The organism is Pedobacter jejuensis (assembly GCF_003725795.1).
Lineage (GTDB): Bacteria > Bacteroidota > Bacteroidia > Sphingobacteriales > Sphingobacteriaceae > Pedobacter > Pedobacter jejuensis.
Genome location: NZ_RBEE01000003.1, coordinates 127,330 through 146,281 on the forward strand (window position 1 = coordinate 127,330; position 18,952 = coordinate 146,281).

14 protein-coding genes are annotated in these 18,952 nt (G+C 37.8%); 4 read left to right on the forward strand and 10 right to left on the reverse strand.

Going from position 1 to position 18,952, the window contains the following annotated elements; genetic code table 11:
* Window positions 1-1,801: 1,801 nt before the first annotated feature.
* From D7004_RS02590 to D7004_RS02620, 7 genes are all read right to left on the reverse strand, one after another.
* Window positions 1,802-2,713, reverse strand: coding sequence for an AraC family transcriptional regulator (locus D7004_RS02590; RefSeq protein ID WP_123204309.1), 912 nt, complete (start codon window positions 2,711-2,713; stop codon window positions 1,802-1,804).
* A 159-nt stretch (window positions 2,714-2,872) separates the two neighbouring features.
* A complete protein-coding gene (locus D7004_RS02595) occupies window positions 2,873-4,111 on the reverse strand; it encodes an NAD(P)/FAD-dependent oxidoreductase (RefSeq protein ID WP_123204310.1) in 1,239 nt (412 codons plus the stop codon).
* A gap of 44 nt (window positions 4,112-4,155) precedes the next feature.
* Entirely contained in the window at window positions 4,156-5,157 is a 1,002-nt protein-coding gene (locus D7004_RS02600; RefSeq protein WP_123204311.1) for a 4-hydroxyproline epimerase, read from the reverse strand.
* Window positions 5,150-6,733 carry an aldehyde dehydrogenase (NADP(+)) gene (locus tag D7004_RS02605; RefSeq protein ID WP_123204312.1) on the reverse strand — a complete coding sequence of 528 codons (1,584 nt, stop codon included), beginning with the start codon at window positions 6,731-6,733 and terminating at the stop codon, window positions 5,150-5,152. Before D7004_RS02605 ends, D7004_RS02600 begins: the two co-directional genes overlap by 8 nt.
* Window positions 6,734-6,744: 11 nt before the next feature.
* Window positions 6,745-7,662, reverse strand: coding sequence for a dihydrodipicolinate synthase family protein (locus D7004_RS02610; protein WP_123204313.1), 918 nt, complete (start codon window positions 7,660-7,662; stop codon window positions 6,745-6,747).
* 133 nt (window positions 7,663-7,795) lie between these two features.
* The gene (locus D7004_RS02615) at window positions 7,796-9,469 is read right to left on the reverse strand and encodes a M1 family metallopeptidase (RefSeq protein WP_123204332.1); all 1,674 of its coding nucleotides are present in this window, start codon (window positions 9,467-9,469) and stop codon (window positions 7,796-7,798) included.
* 10 nt (window positions 9,470-9,479) lie between these two features.
* Window positions 9,480-10,877 (reverse strand): aminopeptidase P family protein, encoded by a 1,398-nt coding sequence (locus D7004_RS02620; protein ID WP_123204314.1) that lies wholly within the window; start codon window positions 10,875-10,877, stop codon window positions 9,480-9,482.
* Between the two features lie 310 nt (window positions 10,878-11,187).
* Here D7004_RS02620 and D7004_RS02625 point away from each other — a divergent pair, with 310 nt between their 5' ends.
* The 3 genes from D7004_RS02625 (at window position 11,188) to D7004_RS02635 (ending at window position 15,500) form a co-directional block, all read left to right on the forward strand.
* The gene (locus D7004_RS02625; protein ID WP_244214227.1) at window positions 11,188-13,473 is read left to right on the forward strand and encodes a glycoside hydrolase family 127 protein; all 2,286 of its coding nucleotides are present in this window, start codon (window positions 11,188-11,190) and stop codon (window positions 13,471-13,473) included.
* A 246-nt stretch (window positions 13,474-13,719) separates the two neighbouring features.
* The gene (locus D7004_RS02630) at window positions 13,720-14,589 is read left to right on the forward strand and encodes a polysaccharide deacetylase family protein (RefSeq protein ID WP_123204316.1); all 870 of its coding nucleotides are present in this window, start codon (window positions 13,720-13,722) and stop codon (window positions 14,587-14,589) included.
* A gap of 119 nt (window positions 14,590-14,708) precedes the next feature.
* The gene (locus D7004_RS02635) at window positions 14,709-15,500 is read left to right on the forward strand and encodes a tryptophan-rich sensory protein (RefSeq protein WP_123204317.1); all 792 of its coding nucleotides are present in this window, start codon (window positions 14,709-14,711) and stop codon (window positions 15,498-15,500) included.
* Between the two features lie 408 nt (window positions 15,501-15,908).
* Here the strand turns inward: D7004_RS02635 and D7004_RS02640 are convergent, their stop codons facing one another.
* Window positions 15,909-16,505 carry a hypothetical protein gene (locus D7004_RS02640; protein ID WP_167459378.1) on the reverse strand — a complete coding sequence of 199 codons (597 nt, stop codon included), beginning with the start codon at window positions 16,503-16,505 and terminating at the stop codon, window positions 15,909-15,911.
* Between the two features lie 142 nt (window positions 16,506-16,647).
* On the opposite strand from D7004_RS02640, the gene D7004_RS02645 reads away from it, so the two are divergent.
* Complete coding sequence (locus D7004_RS02645; RefSeq protein WP_123204319.1) at window positions 16,648-17,175, forward strand: hypothetical protein; 528 nt, start codon at window positions 16,648-16,650, stop codon at window positions 17,173-17,175.
* Between the two features lie 435 nt (window positions 17,176-17,610).
* Here D7004_RS02645 and D7004_RS02650 read toward each other — a convergent pair whose 3' ends face one another.
* Both D7004_RS02650 and D7004_RS02655 read right to left on the reverse strand, forming a co-directional pair.
* A complete protein-coding gene (locus D7004_RS02650) occupies window positions 17,611-18,807 on the reverse strand; it encodes a relaxase/mobilization nuclease domain-containing protein (protein WP_167459379.1) in 1,197 nt (398 codons plus the stop codon).
* A gap of 19 nt (window positions 18,808-18,826) precedes the next feature.
* Window positions 18,827-18,952, reverse strand: a 126-nt coding sequence (locus D7004_RS02655) for an ATP-binding protein (protein WP_167459380.1), incomplete at its 5' end; no start/stop codon positions are given.

Consider the following 18,952-nt stretch of genomic DNA (forward strand, 5'->3'; position numbering starts at 1 on the left):
ATCGTTTTCAAATATTTATTTTTAACTTATTTAGATACTGATTTTCAGAGATAGAAACCTGGGCGTGACTGCTATTTCAAAAGCACTCTGTATTTGCTTTCCAAAAAAATATCTATTAATTCCGATTTATAGTAATTTTCTATTTTGGAAATGAACGTTCAGCATTTCATCGGGGTTTGCAGCCCTGCCAACCGCTGTAGCCCTCGTGGAAAAACTCGGGGCTGCCGCTATTGTCAGGTTTATAAACAGCGGTTGGTTAGGCAAGGGGGATATATCAATAATCGTCATTCCGAGCGTAGCCGAGAAATCTTTTTAATAGCCAATTCAGTTGTTTTCAAAGATCTCTCCATTTCGCTGCGCTTCAGTCGAGATGACGGCAGGAAGAGCCATCGTAATTTCCAGCGTAGCCGAGAAATCTTTGTAGTTGACTTAATTAGCAAGCCAATTTAAAAGCCTAGGTTAGAGATATAGAATAAAGTATTTTCAATATTTTTATTGCTGTTTTTTAATTTTGGAAATGAACGTTCAGTATTTCATCGGGGTTTGCAGCCCTGCCAACCGCTGTAGCCCTCGTAGAAAAACTCGGGGCTGCCGCTATTGTCAGGTTTATAAACAACGGTTTGTTAGGCAAGTGGGAAATATCAATAATCGTCATTTCGAGCGTAGCCGAGAAATCTTTGTAATTTGAAAGTTTTTGGTCTGTGAAGACACACACCGAGAAACTAACTTGTTTAGATAAAAATGAGGGAGGAGCTAAACGGTCTTTGATAGCAGCACAATCATAACATCCTTAAACCCGACTTAGTGAGATGCCGATTTTTCATCGGCAGAAACGAGGGCGGGACTGCTTTTTCAAAAGCACTACTGTAATTGCTTTCCAAAAAATAATCTGCATTTGAAAACTCTTCAACCGTCATTTCGAGCGTAGCCGAGAAATCTTTTAATAGCCAATTCATCTATTTTCAAAGATCTCTCCATTTCGCTGCGCTTCAGTCGAGATGTCGGCGGGAAGAGCCATCATCATTTCGAGCGCAGCCGAGAAATCTTTGTAATTTGAAAGTTTTGGTCTGTGAAGACACACACCGAGAAACTAACTTGTTAAGACAAAAATGAGGGAAGAGCTAAACGGTCTTTAATAGCAGCACAAACATAACATCCCTAAACCCGACTTAGTGAGATGCCGATTTTTCATCGGCAGAAACGAGGGCGGGACTGCTTTTTCAAAAGCACTACTGCAATTGCTTTCCAAAAAATAATCTGCATTTGAAAATTCTTTAACCGTCATTTCGAGCGTACCCGAGAAATCTTTTTAATAGCCAATTCAGTTATTTTCAAAGATCTCTCCATTTCGCTGCGCTTCAGTCGAGATGACGGCAGGAAAAGCCATCGTCATTTCGAGCGAAGTCGAGAAATCTTTGTAATTGACTTAATTATAAGCCAATTTAAAAGCCTAGGTTAGAGATAAAGAATAAAGTATTTTCAATATTTTTATTGCTGTTTTTTAATTTTGGAAATGAACGTTCAGTATTTCATCGGGGTTTGAGCCCTGCCAACCGCTGTAGCCCTCGTAGAAAAACTCGGGGCTGCCGCTATTGTCAGGTTTATAAACAGCAGTTTGTTGCGTAAATACAAAGTCTTCGCCCCGTCATTTCGAGCGTCGCCAAGAAATCTCGTAATAAGAAATAATCTGTTCTCAAATATCTCTCCACTTCGCTGCGCTTCAGTCGAGATGACGGCAGGAAGAACCATCGTCATTTCGAGCGCAGCCGAGATAACGACATAAATTTTAAGTAATTACTATTTAAATACCTACAGCAACATTATAATTCACTTTACTTACATTTTTATAAGTATCGATATATGCCCTTGGCGATTGACCAATAATACTCTTAAAAACCCTGTTAAAATTTGTGATGCTGTTAAAACCTGATTTATAGGCAACACCAGAAATACAATCTGCCTTGGCGCCCGAGATTAAACTTTTACAAGCATCGTTAATTCTTACTTCATTTAAAAAGGATACAAAAGTGTGTCCGGTGTGTTTTTTAAAATAACGGCAAAATGCCTGTGGTGTCATAAAGGCTGCATTTGCAACATCCTCTAGAGATATTTGGCTGTTATAATTTTCGGTTATAAAATTGATGATTTTACTCAAACGCATGCCATCATTTTCGGAAACATTGGAAGAATATAAATCGGAACATAATGGTATAACGTTTTCATTTAAACTATGAAGACTATTAACCAATTTTAAAAATGTAAACAGAACATGCGACCCAGATGCATGGTGAACATCGAACATTTTTTGTACGATGGTTTTAGTAAACTGCTCAGGGATTTTAAAACCATGCTTATTTCTTGAAAGAAATAAACTAGCGGCTTTCATTTCTGGTAGCCCAAATAAAGCACTCAAAATTCCATTAGAATTAAAATAAACCGAGCAAGCTTTTACAGTGATGTCTTTATCGTTCGAAAAATATTCAGGATTGCTTTTAAATAAATGGGGCAATTTAGCGCCTATTAAAAATACATCCCCTGAAGTAAAAGGGTGCATATCATTACCAGCAATTAATGTTCCTTCGCCTTTTTCGATATAAGTGATTTGCCACTCATCATGCCTGTGCAAATATTGATAAAAGAATGGAAGTTCTATATGTTCAGATATAACGCTTTTGTCGTCTGGGACAAGCATTGTAAATGGTAATACTTTCATGATACGGGATGATTATAGGAATTCTTATCTGAATGTATATAAATTAACCCATAAAATGAAGCATTTGTATTAGTAAGTTAAAATATGGTTAATATTTGATAAAATCTTGTAGAATTATCTATGAATTTGTTACAAAGCAATAATTACGCACAAATCAAATTAACGTAATTTAAATGCATCTAAGCTAATTTCTGCTCGCTCGTTGGCAATAATTTGACTAACCAATAAACCTGTAGCAGGACCTAAACTCAATCCCATCATGCCATGTCCGGTTGCAACAATCAGGTTTTTCTTTTCTATACTTCTGGCGATGTATGGTAAACCATCAGGGGATGCTGGCCTGAAACCGTACCAAATTTTATCTTGTGCAGGCAATTGAGGTTTTAAATCAGGAAAATATTTTGGAACAGATTCTACAATGCCCTTAACTCTTTGCATATTTATCCGTGTATTAATTTTATCCAATTCCATTGTGCCGCCATACCTGATACTCCCATTCATCGGGGTAATTGCAACCCTTGCTTCACATAATAATGCCGGTATTATGATGCGATTTTTCGGTTCAGGTTCCATAAACGAATAACCCTTACCTGGCATTAAGGAAATATTCAAATTTATCATTTTTGCAATTGCCGGCGACCATGAACCACTTGCAAGAACAAATTCATCAGCCTCCCAAACTTCATTCCCAGTAAAAACTTTTGTTATACGGCTTCCGTCTGATTCTATTTTATCAACCGCTCTATTACTCATAATTTTAACACCATTCTGCTCCAGATATTGAATTAGATTCTTAATCAGTTTGCCCGGATAAAGGTGAGCATCGCAACGGTAATGTACTGCACCAAGTACGTCCAGTTCCAATTCTGGTTGCAAAGCTTTGCATTCCGCAGCATTTAAAACGGCCATATCCAAACCTAATTCTAAAGCCCTTTTAGCTAAATGCGCTTCCTCCTCACCTGCTTTTTCTGTTTTGTAAAAGGCAAGAATCCCGTTATTGGTCAACTCGAAATCAAAGTCTGGTTTGCTTGCTAAATCCTGATAAAGCTTTTTGCTTAATAAAGATAAATCTCTAAGTGGCTCTGCAGCTGCTGCAACATGCTTTACAGTTGCATGCTTCATAAATTTCAATCCCCAGTTTACCAGATTTAAGTTTAAACTTGGCCGAACATAAAATGGGCTTTTGCTGTCAAACATCCAACGGATGCCCTGACTAATCATTCCTGGAGCAGCCAAAGGAACGAAGTGACTGGGTACAATCATCCCGGCGTTTCCTAGAGAGCAATTATCTACAACATTGCTTTTATCCAGTACGGTAACTTGAAATCCTTTTTTATGAAGATAATAAGCAGAACTTAGTCCAACAATACCACCACCAATAATTAAAACCTTCGCCATGTATTTTTATATTTACGATTTGGAATACAAATCGAATTGTATTGTTAAATAACCTGAAAACCGTAAGCATAAGGATCATCTTCCGCATCGATTTTTATCGTGTTGTATCCGAAAACCTTTGCCCATCCTTCTACACTCGGGATGATGGCATTAATTCCATTTAAATTAACTTCATCTTCTACCCGACCAGTAAACTTGCTTCCGATAAAACTTTCATGGATAAAATCTTCACCTTTCTTTAGTTTTCCTTTAGCATGCCATTGCGCCATTCGGGCAGAAGTTCCAGTTCCGCAAGGCGACCTATCGATTGCCTTGTCTCCATAAAAAACGGCATTACGGCCGGTTGATGTCGGATCAATTGTTTTACCTGTCCACAATACGTGGCTACAGCCATTAATGGTTTCATCGAGCGGATGCACAAAAGTATAAAGCTCATTTATCCGTTTCCTAATGGTTTGACTCCAGGTAATAAGTTGCGATGCGGTATAGTTTTCTAATCCTGGAAAATTCTGCTGTGGATCTACAATGGCATAGAAATTTCCACCATAGGCGACATCAAAGGTAAGCAAGCCCAAATCAGGGCAATCTACTTGAAGATTTTCTGCAGCCAGGTAAGAAGCTACATTCCGCAGTTTAACGGATTTAACTTTTTTACCTTCCTGCTTGTATTCGATTAACACCAAACCAGCAGGTGCTTCCATTCTAATTATGCCAGGTATTTTCGGCTGGATCAATCCTTCTTCTACCGCAATGGTTATGGTTCCAATGGTGCCGTGACCACACATGGGCAAACAACCGCTGGTTTCGATAAATAAAACTGCAACATCGTTAGCTGGGTCGTGCGGTGGATAGAGAATACTTCCCGACATCATATCATGACCACGAGGTTCGAACATTAAACCTGTTCTTATCCAATCAAACTCTTTTAAAAAGTGTTGACGCTTCTCACTCATGTTAGCGCCGATTAATTGCGGTCCGCCACCAGCTACCAACCTAACCGGATTACCGCAAGTGTGCGCATCAACGCAGAAAAAAGTCTTACTCATGATTGGTTAATTTTTGGTCAACTGTTCGAAAAATATGTAATGGATTACCGTTCTTTAATTCATCGGGCAATAAATCCGGATGCCAATCCTGATAAGCAAGTGGACGAACGAAACGATAAATGGCTGTAGAACCTACAGAGGTAAAACGACTATCATTTGTTGCGGGAAAAGGACCACCATGTTGCATTGCGGCACAAACCTCAACTCCTGTGGGTACGCCATTTAAAATTATTCGCCCGGTTTTGTCCGTTAGTGTATTTACAAGCGATGAATAATTTTTCAATTCTTCACTTTCAGCCATAAGTGTTGCCGTAAGCTGACCATCCAACACAGCAATTGCAGCTTCCAATTCACTTAAATTTTTGGCAACAACCAGCAATGAATATGGTCCGAAAATTTCTTCTCTGTATTTAGGGTTAGCGATAAAATCTGCAGCATCAATTTGTGCAACCAAAGCTTGAGATTGGTTTTGCAAATCTTTGTCTTTCAAATTGGAAATACCTAAAATCGAAGTGCTATCATCAATGATAATTTCTGAAGCGAGTTCATTGTAATTATGTGCAATGCCTGCTGTAAGCATTGTTGCAGATGGGATTAACGAAATTGCTTCAGATAATGCTTTTTTAAACGTATCAAGTGCAGGCGATGCGATTGCAAGCATTAAGCCTGGGTTTGTACAAAATTGACCTGCACCTTGTGTAATGGATGCAGCATATTTTTTAGCTAAAGTTTCAGCTTGCGTTTCTAAAGCTTTTGGAAGAAAAATCACAGGATTAATACTACCCATTTCTGCAAACACCGGAATAGGAATTGGTCTTTGTTCTGCAAGTTTAACTAAGGCCATGCCGCCTTTAAATGAGCCCGTAAAAGTTACTGCTTTTGTTAGTGGATGTTTAACCAATGCCGAACCAATTTCAAATCCATCATCGTACAACATAGAAAATACACCTTTTGGAATTCCCGTTTTTCCTACCGCTTTCATAATTGCTTCGGCAACCAAGGCACTTGTACCGTAATGCGCTGGATGTGCTTTTACAATTACCGGGCAACCCGAAGCTAATGCAGAAGCGGTATCGCCACCTGCAACAGAAAATGCCAACGGAAAATTACTCGCACCAAAAACTATTACAGGTCCTATCGGGATAAGCATTCTTCTGATATCCGGTTTTGGTAATGGTTGTCGCTCGGGTTGTGCAGTGTCAATTATTGCGTTAACCCATGAACCTTCGGCTACTAAGTTGGCAAATAAACGCAATTGTCCGGTTGTGCGCCCAACTTCACCTTGTAAACGTGCTGCAGGCAAACCACTTTCTACGGATGCTCTTTTTACCAAATCCTCGGTTATTGCCGAAATTTCATCGGCAATGACATTTAAAAATTTAGCCTTAACATCTTTATTAATGGATCTGTAAATCGCAAAAGCGTCTGTAGCAGCTACTAAAGCTTCATCAACCAATTGCTCATTAGCCTTGTCAAAATCACCATCTATTATCTGTCCCGTCGAAGGATTTACAGCATTTAATTTCTGCGCATTTGTATCTACAAATGTTGCTGCTACAATATTTTTTCCGTTCATATTTTATCGAACTATTTTCCCCAACTGCCGGCAGGCAATTCGGGGCGAGTAGCCAACGCATCGTTAATAATTTTTAAAACACGCTCACGTTCTTCACCTTGCAGCGGTAAACGAGGCGCACGAACTGCTTCTGTACCTAAACCGGTTGCAACTTCTGCAAGCTTAATATATTGTACAAGTTTTGGATGAATATCCAATTCAAGCACAGGTAAAAACCAGCGGTAAATGGTTAATGCTTCAGCAATTCTATTTTCTTTAATCAATCTGAAAATTGCCACCGTTTCTTTCGGAAAAGCATCTACTAAACCAGCAACCCAGCCATGAGCGCCCATCACAATGCTTTCCATCGCCAATGGATCTACTCCTGTAAAAATTTTAAATCGCTCTCCGAAACGGTTAATCAATCTGGTTACGTTAGAAACATCTCTGGTAGATTCTTTAATTGCCTGAATGTTATCATATTTAGTAAGCACTTCAAACATATCCAGTGTTACTTCAATTTTATAATCAACAGGGTTGTTGTATATCATTATTGGCAAATCCGTGCTTTCGGCAATTGCGCCAAAAAACGCCAATGTTTCATCAGCAGCTGCATTATAACGCATTGGCGGCAATAACATTAAACCATTTGCACCTAAAGATTTGGCTTTTGCTGCAACTTCAATTGCTTTTTTGGTTGTAGATTCTGCTATATTTAATAAAACAGGCACTCTGCCATTTACAACAGTTAGCGTATGCGATAGTAAACTAAATTTCTCATCATCCGTAAGCACACTTGCTTCACCAAGCGAACCTCCTAAAATAATTCCTTCGGCACCAGCTTCTAATTGTGCCTCAATATTTAGGTCGAATGCTTCAAAATCTAGCTCATCGTTAGATGTAAATTTTGTGGTAACGGCAGGAAATACGCCAGTCCATTTTATACTCATTATTTTATCTTTAATTTATTATTATTTTGATTTATCTTTTCAAAGTTAGTTCATACAGCCATCCAACTATTGTTTAATATTAACCTATATAAGTTATAAATACACCAATTTATGATACAAAATCTTATCCTGATTAATTTACTTTTTCGACATTTAGGTAATACATAAATTCTATAGCCTGTTTTGTGAATAATGCATCCTGACCATTTCCCAAAGCGATTTCTTGCCAGTTTTCTGTCGGAATAACTTTTATCGATTTAGTTCCTTTTTTGGTTAAAGTAAGTGGCAAATTAAATCCTTTCACACAATTCGTATAACGATAAAAAACCTTCCCATTTTTCAAATAATATTCTAACGTTGGTATTTGTATAGTTCGCAAATATTGGTCAAATACTTTATCGTAATTAAACCCTGCCTGTTTAGAAACATAATTTTCTATTTGCTTAGTGTTTACGGTTTGATGATAAAATGTTTTATTCAAGCCTCTTAAAATCGCTCGGAAAAGTTCATCATTGTTTAATCCGTGACGAATAGAATGCAACATGTTTCCACCTTTTGGATACATATCTCCACTTCCCTGAGCGTTTACACCATAAGGCGGAATAATTGGAATATCGTTTCTGATACCTTTTCTAATGCCGAAATTGTATTCATTACCAGCCTTGTTACCAAAAATATAATCAACAAAAAGCGTTTCGCTGTAATTGGTGAAACCTTCATGTACCCACATATCAGCTAAATCATTGGTTGTAATGTTGTTGCCAAACCATTCGTGTCCGCTCTCATGGATGATGATAAAATCCCATTTTAAACCCCAACCATCACCAGACATATCTCTTCCACGATAACCAAATTTATACCAGTTGCCATAAGAAACAGCCGATTGATGTTCCATTCCGGTATGCGAAGCATCAATAAGCTGGTAACCATCTTCATAAAAAGGATACGGACCAAACCAGTACTCAAAACTTTTTAACATTTTATGAACCTGGTCGGGCATGTAGGTTTTCGCCTTTGGATAATTATAATCAAGCACCCAATAATTTAAATCTAAAGCACCCTTTTCGCCTGCATATTTTTCTTTAAAGTTTACGTACTTACCAATGTATGGAATGATGCAATAATTGCTGATGGGATTAACAACATTATACTTATAAGTAGCTGTACCATCGTTATTGGTTTTTTTAAAAACCAATCTACCGTTACCAACGGCTACCAAAGTATCAGGAATGGTCATGGTTAAAGATGCACCCAAATTCGGCTCATCACTTTGATGATCTTTATTCGGATACCAAACCGAAGCACCCAAACCCTGGCATGCAACGGTCATCCACGGGCGACCGAGCGAATCAGCAGTAAAAATAAAACCACCATCCCATGGCGCTCGCTTTGCCTGATGTACTTTACCATGATAAAATATATTTACATTGTTTGTTGCCGATATTTTTTGAGCAGGCACATGTGCATACCAAACGCTGCCTGTATGCTCAAATTTTAATTTCAGTTTACCGTTGTACAGAATACTGTCAATAATCAATGGCTCTTGTAAGTCAATCTGCATGCGGGTTTTGCCATTGTTGGCACCTACAACCTTATAAACGATTTGATTAGAACCGCTTATACTCTTATCATTATAATCCGGCTTAATAGCAAGCTCATAACGTTGCACATCCCACCAGCTACGTTCTGGTGTTATCGTTCCTCTTAAAGTATCGGCCTTGGTAAAAACCTTTGGGCTTTGTGCAAAACCATTATTAAAAGGCATGATAATAAGCAAAAAAGTAGTTAAACGCAGTATTGTTCTCATTATAAATCTATTAAAAAGCATTTGTTCTTATGGTTTCAATTTCTTCAACGCTTTGTGCAAGATGTTTTCCAAGCATTCTGTGCCCGCCTTCTGTGATAAGAAAATCATCTTCGATACGAATTCCTGTAAAATCTCTAAACTGCTCTAATTTTTCATAATCAATAAATTCAGAAAATTTTTGCTCAGCTTTCCACCTGTCAATCAATTCTGGTATGATGTAAATACCAGGCTCAACCGTTAGCACATAACCACTTTCAAGTGCTTTGCCCAACCGTAAAGATTTTAAACCAAATTGTGTGGTATTCTTTTTAAGCGATTCGGTATAACCGACATATTGCTCACCTAAATCTTCCATATCATGAACATCCAGACCCATCATATGGCCGGTACCGCATTGAAAAAACATAGCGTGTGCACCCGCTTCAACCGCATCATCTACATTACCTTTCATTAAACCCAGGTCCTTTAAACCTTGCGCTAAAGTTTTACATGACGTTAAGTGAACATCCAGGTAACGGACACCAGGAGCCAAAGCATTTTTGGCATTAGTATAAGCACCCAACACGATGTTATACATATCTCTTTGCGCAGAACTAAATTTCTTACTTACCGGAAAAGTTCGGGTAAGATCGCCGGCATAACCTAAGGCCGTTTCTACCCCCGAATCATTCAGCACCATTTGTCCTTCTTTTAAAATATTGCCATGGTAATGATTGTGGAGGATTTCGCCCTGAACCGTTAAAATTGCAGGATATGCAAGGTTTCCGCCTGATGCCAATGCAGCCTCTTGGATTTTCGCCGCCAACTCACGCTCGTACATTCCTGGCTTTGCCGTTTGCATCACCATCAAATGTATATCTGCCGATAATGCTGCTGCCTTATCCAACTCCACAATCTCTTCTTCTGCTTTTATAGAACGCTGTGAAACAACTGATTGAATAAATGTAACTGAAGCTGAATGTTCAAGGTCAGAGATTGACAAATCAAACCATTGCGATAATTTAATTTTATTTTCAGACCGATATGGAGGCAAGAATCGAACTTCTCTATGCTGTTGTTTATTTCTGTTTAGATAAACTTCCAACTTATCAGAACTTTGAATATTGCTTAATCCGGCATCAAATGCTTTCTCCTGAAGCGTTTTTTGCCTGCCCATCCAAACGATATCATCAATGCTCATCTCATCTCCAAAAAGAATCACTTCATCTTCATCAATATCAATTACAGCCGTTAAAGATGGTTCGCTGATGCCAAAATAATACAAGAAATTACTGTCTTGCCTAAAGTGATAACTATTGGCAGCATAATTCATCGGACTATCATCATTACCTAAAAAAAGCAATAAGCCTGTTGAAAATTTCGACTTTAAAACTGCTCTTCTTTTAATATAAATTTCTCTATCAAACATATTTTTTTGAGGTTAAGCAAATATCCCAAAAGCATTCACTTTCGTGCTAATTTTAGAATGAATGGATAAAATATGGTTCGTATTGGCAAAATATAAGCCATCCATATGGTATAAAAATCGTAAATAATTGGTTTTTTATCTAAAATTAAGGTAAAATATGCACAATAGCTGCAAAATACTAAGCAACAATTCCATATACATTTTGATAATTTTAGTCTTCCTGATGAATTAGAATATGAAGATGTTTATCTATAAAAGCCTAATAGCCATTTTGCTACTCCTTTCCACGAAAATATATGCTCAAAACTACATGCCTCAATTTGCTGATGCCAGAATAAAAGTTAAAAACGTTACACCCATAAAGGCTTATGCTTTCGATTTATCGCAGGTAACTTTGCTGGAAAGCACTTTTAAAGTTGCAATGAAAGTCGATGAAGCTTACCTAACCGTTATAGAACCGGATAGATTGTTGGCAGGTTTTAGAAAAAATGCAGGATTAACACCTAAAGCAGAAATATACGGTGGCTGGGAATCTGATGGTTTGGCGGGACACAGTTTAGGCCATTACCTATCGGCCATTTCCATGCAATATGCATCAACCAGAAACCCAATCTTCCTACAAAAAGTAAATTACATTATCGATGAACTTGCCGAATGCCAAAAAGCCAGAAAAACAGGCTACATCGGAGCAATTCCTAAAGAAGATGCAATATGGATCGAAGTAGCAAAAGGAAACATAAAATCAGGCGGTTTTGATTTAAACGGCGGTTGGTCGCCTTGGTACACCGTTCATAAAGTAATGGCTGGTTTGCTCGATGCCTATTTGTACACCGGAAATAAAAAAGCATTGGCAGAATGTATTGGCATGGCCAACTGGACTGAAAATACCATCGGCGGCTTAAATGATGAACAATTGCAAAAGATGTTGTTTTGCGAATACGGTGGCATGGCCGATGCCTTGGTAAATCTGTATGCCATTACTGGCGAGAAAAAGTACCTCAATCTATCATACAAATTTTACGATAAGCGCATACTCGATCCACTAGCCAATCAACAGGATATTTTACCGGGAAAGCACTCCAATACCCAAATTCCGAAAATTATTGCCAGCGCCAGGCGACATGAAATTACAGGCGATAAAAACGATAAGGCAATAGCCGATTTCTTTTGGAAAACCATCGTGTACAACCACTCTTACGCAACCGGAGGCAACAGCAACTATGAATATTTAAGCGAGCCAAACAAACTGAACGATAAACTTACAGAAAACACAACCGAAACCTGCAACACTTATAACATGCTTAAGCTAACCGGGCATTTGTTTACAGAAAATCCTTCTGCAGAGTTATTTGATTATTACGAAAAAGCACTCTACAACCACATTCTGGCTTCTCAAAACCACGATGATGGCATGACCTGCTACTTCGTACCATTACGCATGGGTGGCAAAAAAGAATACAGTGATAAATTTAACACCTTTACCTGCTGCGTTGGTACAGGAATGGAAAACCATGTAAAGTACAATGAAAGCATCTATTTTAGAGGCAGTGATGGGAGTTTGTATGTTAACTTATTCATCCCTTCAACGTTAAATTGGAAAGAAAAAGGCATTAAAATTACGCAGGAAACAGCATTACCTCAGGGTGATAAAACAGAATTAACAGTTAATACCAGCAAACCTAGCACATTTTCCATTCGCCTCAGAAGACCGAAATGGAGTAATGAGCCTACGGTTTATGTAAATGGAAATCTTCAAAAAATAAATCCTGATGAAGCTGGCTACTTCCTAATAAACCGAACATGGAAAAACAACGATAAGATAACCTACACCACACCGGAGCAATTACATACCGAAGCAATGCCCGATAATGCCGAGCGAAGAGCAGTTTTCTATGGACCGGTTTTATTAGCTGGTATTTTAGGCACTACCGAACCCGACCCTGTTAAAGGTGTACCTGTTTTTGTTAGCGCCACCAACAACCCGAAAGATTGGTTGAGCGTTGTCAATCAACAGGAATTAAAATTTCAAACCGTCAACACCGCTCAACCTGCCGAGGTAACCATGATTCCATTTTACCAAACTAAAAACCAATACTATAGTGTGTATTGGGATGTTTTTACACCAGAGAAATGGGCCGTTCAGCAGAAAATTTATGATGAACAGAAACGCAAGCAAAAGGAACTCGAAGATAAAACAACAGATGTTTTCCGCTTTGGAGAAATGCAACCCGAACGCGACCACAATTTTACCGCAGCCAAAGAATCTATGGGTGAAGAGCATGGCCGCAAATGGCGCCTCGCAGGCGAAGATGGCTTTTTGCAATTCGATGTTAAAGTAGACCCAAGCTCGCCAAATACAATCATAGCTTCCTACTGGGGTATGGATAATCGGGGCCGCATTTTCGATATTTTAGTTGATGGCATTAAAATAGCAACCGAAGATTTAAATAAATATAAAGAAAGCCGTTTCTATGATGTTCCTTACAAAATCCCTCCCGAACTAACCAAAGGCAGGAATAAATTAACGGTTAAATTATTACCCAAAGCAAAAAATAACGTTGGTCCGGTTTATGGGTTAAGGGTTGTGAAGGAGTAGTTGAAGATTGATATATGCCGGGAATATAAGTTATTGCATAATTAAAGGATACGCTCTGCTTTGGCGCATGATTAAAATATATAAATATTCATTGATAAAATACAAGCGTATTTTTAGCTCATGGTTGTGTGATTATCAAAAATATAATAGTTTTGGTTGAGGTAGCTCAACACATCAGGCTGCAACTTATTTAATTTTGTCACTGGCTATTTCGCAAAGAAACATTTACAAAAAAGCGCTAATACAATGAATGTAGCTAAAAAATTAGGATTCAACGAAAATACAAAGTTGTTGATAATACATGCAGACGATGCCGGATTATCTCATTCTGAAAACATGGCTACAACTCAATGCCTGGAGGTAGGCATTGTAAATTCTTATAGTATAATGGTTAGTTGCCCATGGTTCTATGAGATGGCGATTTATGCAAAAGATCATCCCGAGTTTGATTATGGTGTTCACCTAACCCTTACTTGCGAATGGGAGAACTATAAATTTGGACCTGTTTTACCGGCTTCTGAAGTTCCAAGTTTGGTAGATCAGAATGGTCACTTTTATAAGAAGAGAGATCAGCTAAGCGCAAATGCCACTGCTGAAGATGTTAAAAAAGAACTTAAGGCACAAATAGACAAGGCATTAAAATTTGGATTAAAGCCTACTCATCTTGATTCTCATATGTTCAGTATTGGCGCAAGTCCTGAATTTTTTCAAGTTTATCGGGAGCTAGGCAAAGAATATGCTCTTCCAGTTATGATTGGCGAGCAATTGATGGAAATGGTTGGCCTAAATGCAAAAGACAACCTACACCAGAAAGATCTAATCATTGCAAAAGCGCATTATGGAATATGGGAATATTTTGAGTCGGGCAGTTTAAAAGATTATTATACACAGGTTTTTGATAACCTGGTAAGCGGCTTAAACATTATTTTAATTCATCCGGCTTTTGATGATCCCGAAATGAAGGGAATAACGCTTAATCACCCTAATTTCGGTTCTAAATGGCGGCAAATTGATTTTGAAAGTTTTACCAACATAGAAATTGAAGCTAAAATCAAGGAGAATAATATTGAATTAATTACTTGGAATGATATAAGAAAAATATATTATGATGGCTAAAGCAAGTCTTTAATCTTGGTCATTACTAGTCCACCAGTTTTTGATAGCTAAACATTAATCATCACACTTTACTGTAAATTTCCTTACCTTAACTGGGTAATTTATTTTCTAATACTAAAATGGACAGTTCTAAAAAAATTCTTCCTTTCGCCAACGGACTTGCTCTCGTCCTAACGATATTGGTTAATTACCTTTCTAATACAGGGCTGTTGAATGGCAATACCATGAAAACGGTATCTGATAGGTATTTTAATTATTTTACACCAGCCGGCTATGCCTTTTCCATCTGGGGTATCATTTATCTTGGACTACTGGCTTTTGTTTTATATACCGGAATCAATGGTAAAAAAGACCCGGTCAAATCTGATGTAGTCGCAAAAATAGGCTGGTGGTTTGTTCTGTCCTGTCTAGCAAATTGCCTTTGGGTAGTAGCCTGGTTATATGATTATACGGGTATTTCGGTTGTGATTATGGCTGTAATCCTTTTTTCTTTGCTCAAGATCATCGTCAATACCCGTATGGAACTGGATGCTCATCCTTTGAAAGAATATCTTTTCATATACTGGCCTTTTGCCTTGTATTCGGGATGGATTACCGTGGCTTTTATTGCAAACATCGCTGCCTATTTAACTAAAATAGATTGGCAAGGATGGGGCATCTCAAGTGTTACCTGGGCAATCATTATGATCTGTATAGCTGGACTTGTTAATGTAATTATGGTTTATACCAGAAACCTTCGCGAATTTGCCGCCGTGGGAATATGGGCATTGATAGCCATATCTGTTTCGAACAATAATGATCCTGCTCAGGTAAGTATAGTTTACACCTGTTATGCTGTGAGTGCTATTATCTTTGGATTTATTATCCACAGCGGTTTGAAAAACCGAAAAAATTCGATTGACAGTATGTGATATATGGTAGATAGAAAATTTTGTTTACATCATATTTTAGGAAGTTTGCTTCGCAGACCAATTTATTCTCCGCATATTTTGCGGAGAATAAGGGAATAATCTCCGCAAATGCTTTTAAAAGTAAATCCAGCTAAATGTTTATGATATGCTATTGCTCGTATTCATATAAGCAACATAATTTTATATGCAAATAGATATGAAGCCGATAAAGAAATTAACTTATAGGATAAGGTAGATGATTAATTACTTACCGATACAAAAAGTATATATCATTAAATATCAGTGTTTTGTGATAAATAGAATACAAAATCGGTACAGAAAATTATAGAATATGTTCGCTCACCGAAAAGACATGACCGCAGAATATGACTGAAACTCTAAAGCACTAAGACAAATCATCTTTTGGATTTATAAGTATGTTCTAAGCACGAGCCCTTCAGAGGTAATTATATCAAATAGCTCTGAATTATTACCCACAACATTTAATGCATGTTTAATATTTTCAAATCCTCGGTTCAGCTTAATATTTCGATCTAAAACTTCAGTCACATTATCAGAAACCCTCTTACGTTTCTCAAACTTACATTCGGGGTTGGAAAGTTTCCAACTACCATCTAGTAATCTAAAAGCCGTCAAATATTCTTTTAAGATAATCTTGTATCTATAAGTTTCGCCCAGACTGTCAGTTTCAGTCAATACTATAAATTTATTAGGATCGTCCTTTATAGAAACAAGTATCTTTGATTCAAGGGATCTCAACTTTATCAGGGCTCTCTTTAGTTCCAGAAGTTCAAGCTTATAAATTGGCGCATCCAAAAGATGAGCCAATTGAGATTGAGAAATGCCTCTTTGAATCCGAAGCTCTTTCACTTTAGCAATTAAGTAAATTTCAACTTCTGTAACATTGGGCTTTTTATCCATCCACGCAAATAAGAAAAGATCGAAAAGAATAGCACCGCTACATGTAGCAGTATTATTGCTATATTCGCTTATGAAGTTTATCACTTTTATACTAGCGATTTTTATTACCACGGGCGTAACTTTCGCTGGAAATATGTCGGGGAATCCGGGACGGGGCTTAATTTACGTGGCAATAACGTGGGGGCTGTTCTATCTGATCAATCGCAAACCAAAGAAAACCTAGTCAATGAATTTTCCAAGCCATTATTTACCTCTCAAATCAATATTCGATCTATCGTTATTTGGCACTGAAAACCCTGCGGAGGATCTTTTAAGGTATAATAAGGTAGCTTTTAGTAAGGAGTTTTCAAATTACCAAAGCAAATTCTTGTCAACTGATCCCCGGGAAGGTAATGAGATTCTATTCAAGACTTGTGTTCGCTATTTGCCAAATATAGATAAGCAAGGTAGAGAGGATATCGTAAAAGTATTACTTGAAAATGAGCCAGTCGCAGGTGCCTTGAAGATTATGACTAGGCTTAACATGGGGTTATTGGAGGATGAAGACCTGTACACTGAAAATTTCGATCGGGAACTAAGAGAATATATAGAAAACAAGAAAATCACACCGTCTTTGTACTTGTTTCTTCAAAAACATTTTTTGGACTTCGAAAAAATTAACCCTGCAGACTATCAAAATTTAGAAATTACCCTGTCTGAATACTACGACCTTCTATCTATTTATATGAAGGTACAATCTGGCAATTATACTTAATAGGTAAGCTTTACACTAGCAATACTTTACAGTAGAAAAGGCACAAATATTTATACAAATGTATATTCTTTTGGATCGTGGTTTTTATACAATTATATATTTTGAAAGCTAATATTTTTTATATAAATGTATATTTCTAAACATTGGTTTTTATATACAATTGTATATTTTAACAGCTAATATTTTTATATAAATGTATATTTTTGAACATTGGTTTTTATATACAAATGTATATCTTGACAGTGAAGCTTCGTTAAATAAATGTATATTTTTCGGTGGCCTTTTTTCATCTCCCTCGGAGCGTCGTCAGTTAAATACATCAGATTTAATGTCGGAGCAATGTCGTGTTTTATTATATTTCAATGTATCGATATACTCTTGTAAATACTCTAATGCATAGGTGCTTATTTATGTATGTGCATAAAAGCTTGAGAATTACCGTCTTCTTCGTCTTTTTTTATTTGGCTCGTCATCGTCTATGTCCTTAGCAGATGCCCCACCAACAAAGCTGCTAAAACTGCTAAGAGCGGCACCAGCACCGTTAGAAAGCTGATGACTATCAGTTTTTTCATTTTCAGATATTCTTTCTTCGTTTCCGATAGTTGCTGAAGGATTGCTGCTTGATTCGCGTTGGCCTCCGGTTCTTTCAGCGAGTTGATCGCCTCGTGAATGATTTGTTGATTCTGTATAATCACTTTTTGCCCGTTCCCAAGAGCCATCACCCCTATCTTGATGTCGCTCGTCTCCTTGAGAAAGCAAGTCCTTAAATCGTACTCTTGTTCGACTGTTTGCTTCGTTAATTGCTTTGCTGTCTGTGCTTTGTTCATATTGTATTTCATTTAATATGTTATTCCATTTATACATATTTCCGAGCTTCTGCCCTTTTGCCAAGAATCCGTTATCGTTAACGTAGGTTATTCCTGAAACCCTGCCCGTGGTTTTTGATTGATTAAAAAGTAAGTATATTCCTTGATCCTGGCATGTCCGTATAAAGCTTTCTACGGAATCAGATCGTGTCAAGGCGAGCTTAACTCTTTCTTGCATCAACATCCTGTCTGAAGGTTTTCCGGTTCGTTGTACCATCTCCAATTCATCCTTGTTGGGCGCTCGCTCAAGAGAATCCTTGGAAGAGAGAACAGTTGCCAAGCCGTATTTTTGCTCTAGTCTGCGACACAGCACCTCACTTCGTTTGTAGTTATTGGAATCGGAAACCACGGTAGCCTTCCCCTCATTGAAACCTATTCGAGTCAATAGTAAATGAACGTGTATATGGTCGTGATCCTCACCATCATTATGCTTCCAAAGTGCGAAATAGTTTAAGTCTGCATCAAATCCCATTCCCTGCATGTAATCTTTTGCTATGGAGATTAGCCGCTGATTATCCAAAATATCCTCCTTAGCAAAGCTCAAGGCAACGTGATACCCATCATTCTTTAACTTCGGTTTCAACTCTCTTAACACCTCAACCTCGGATAAGATCTCACTACGATCATATACTAGGAAGTTATGGGTAAGCACTTCTGCTCGTGCGTTAGGATCGGTTAATTCGGTTTTCTTATGGTTGTGGATATTCTGGCAATATTGACCCCAGTAATGCACCATACTGACCCCCTCGGGGATTTGGCCTGTCATAGCTGACGGCATGACAATTTTACCTTTTTTTTCTTAGACTTTCTCCTTTTAATTCAATTCTATAAGATGTGTGCACCATACGATCCAAAAAGGCGTCGGCCAGAGTTGAATCTCCAAAGATGTCCCACCATTTTTCCACTGGTAA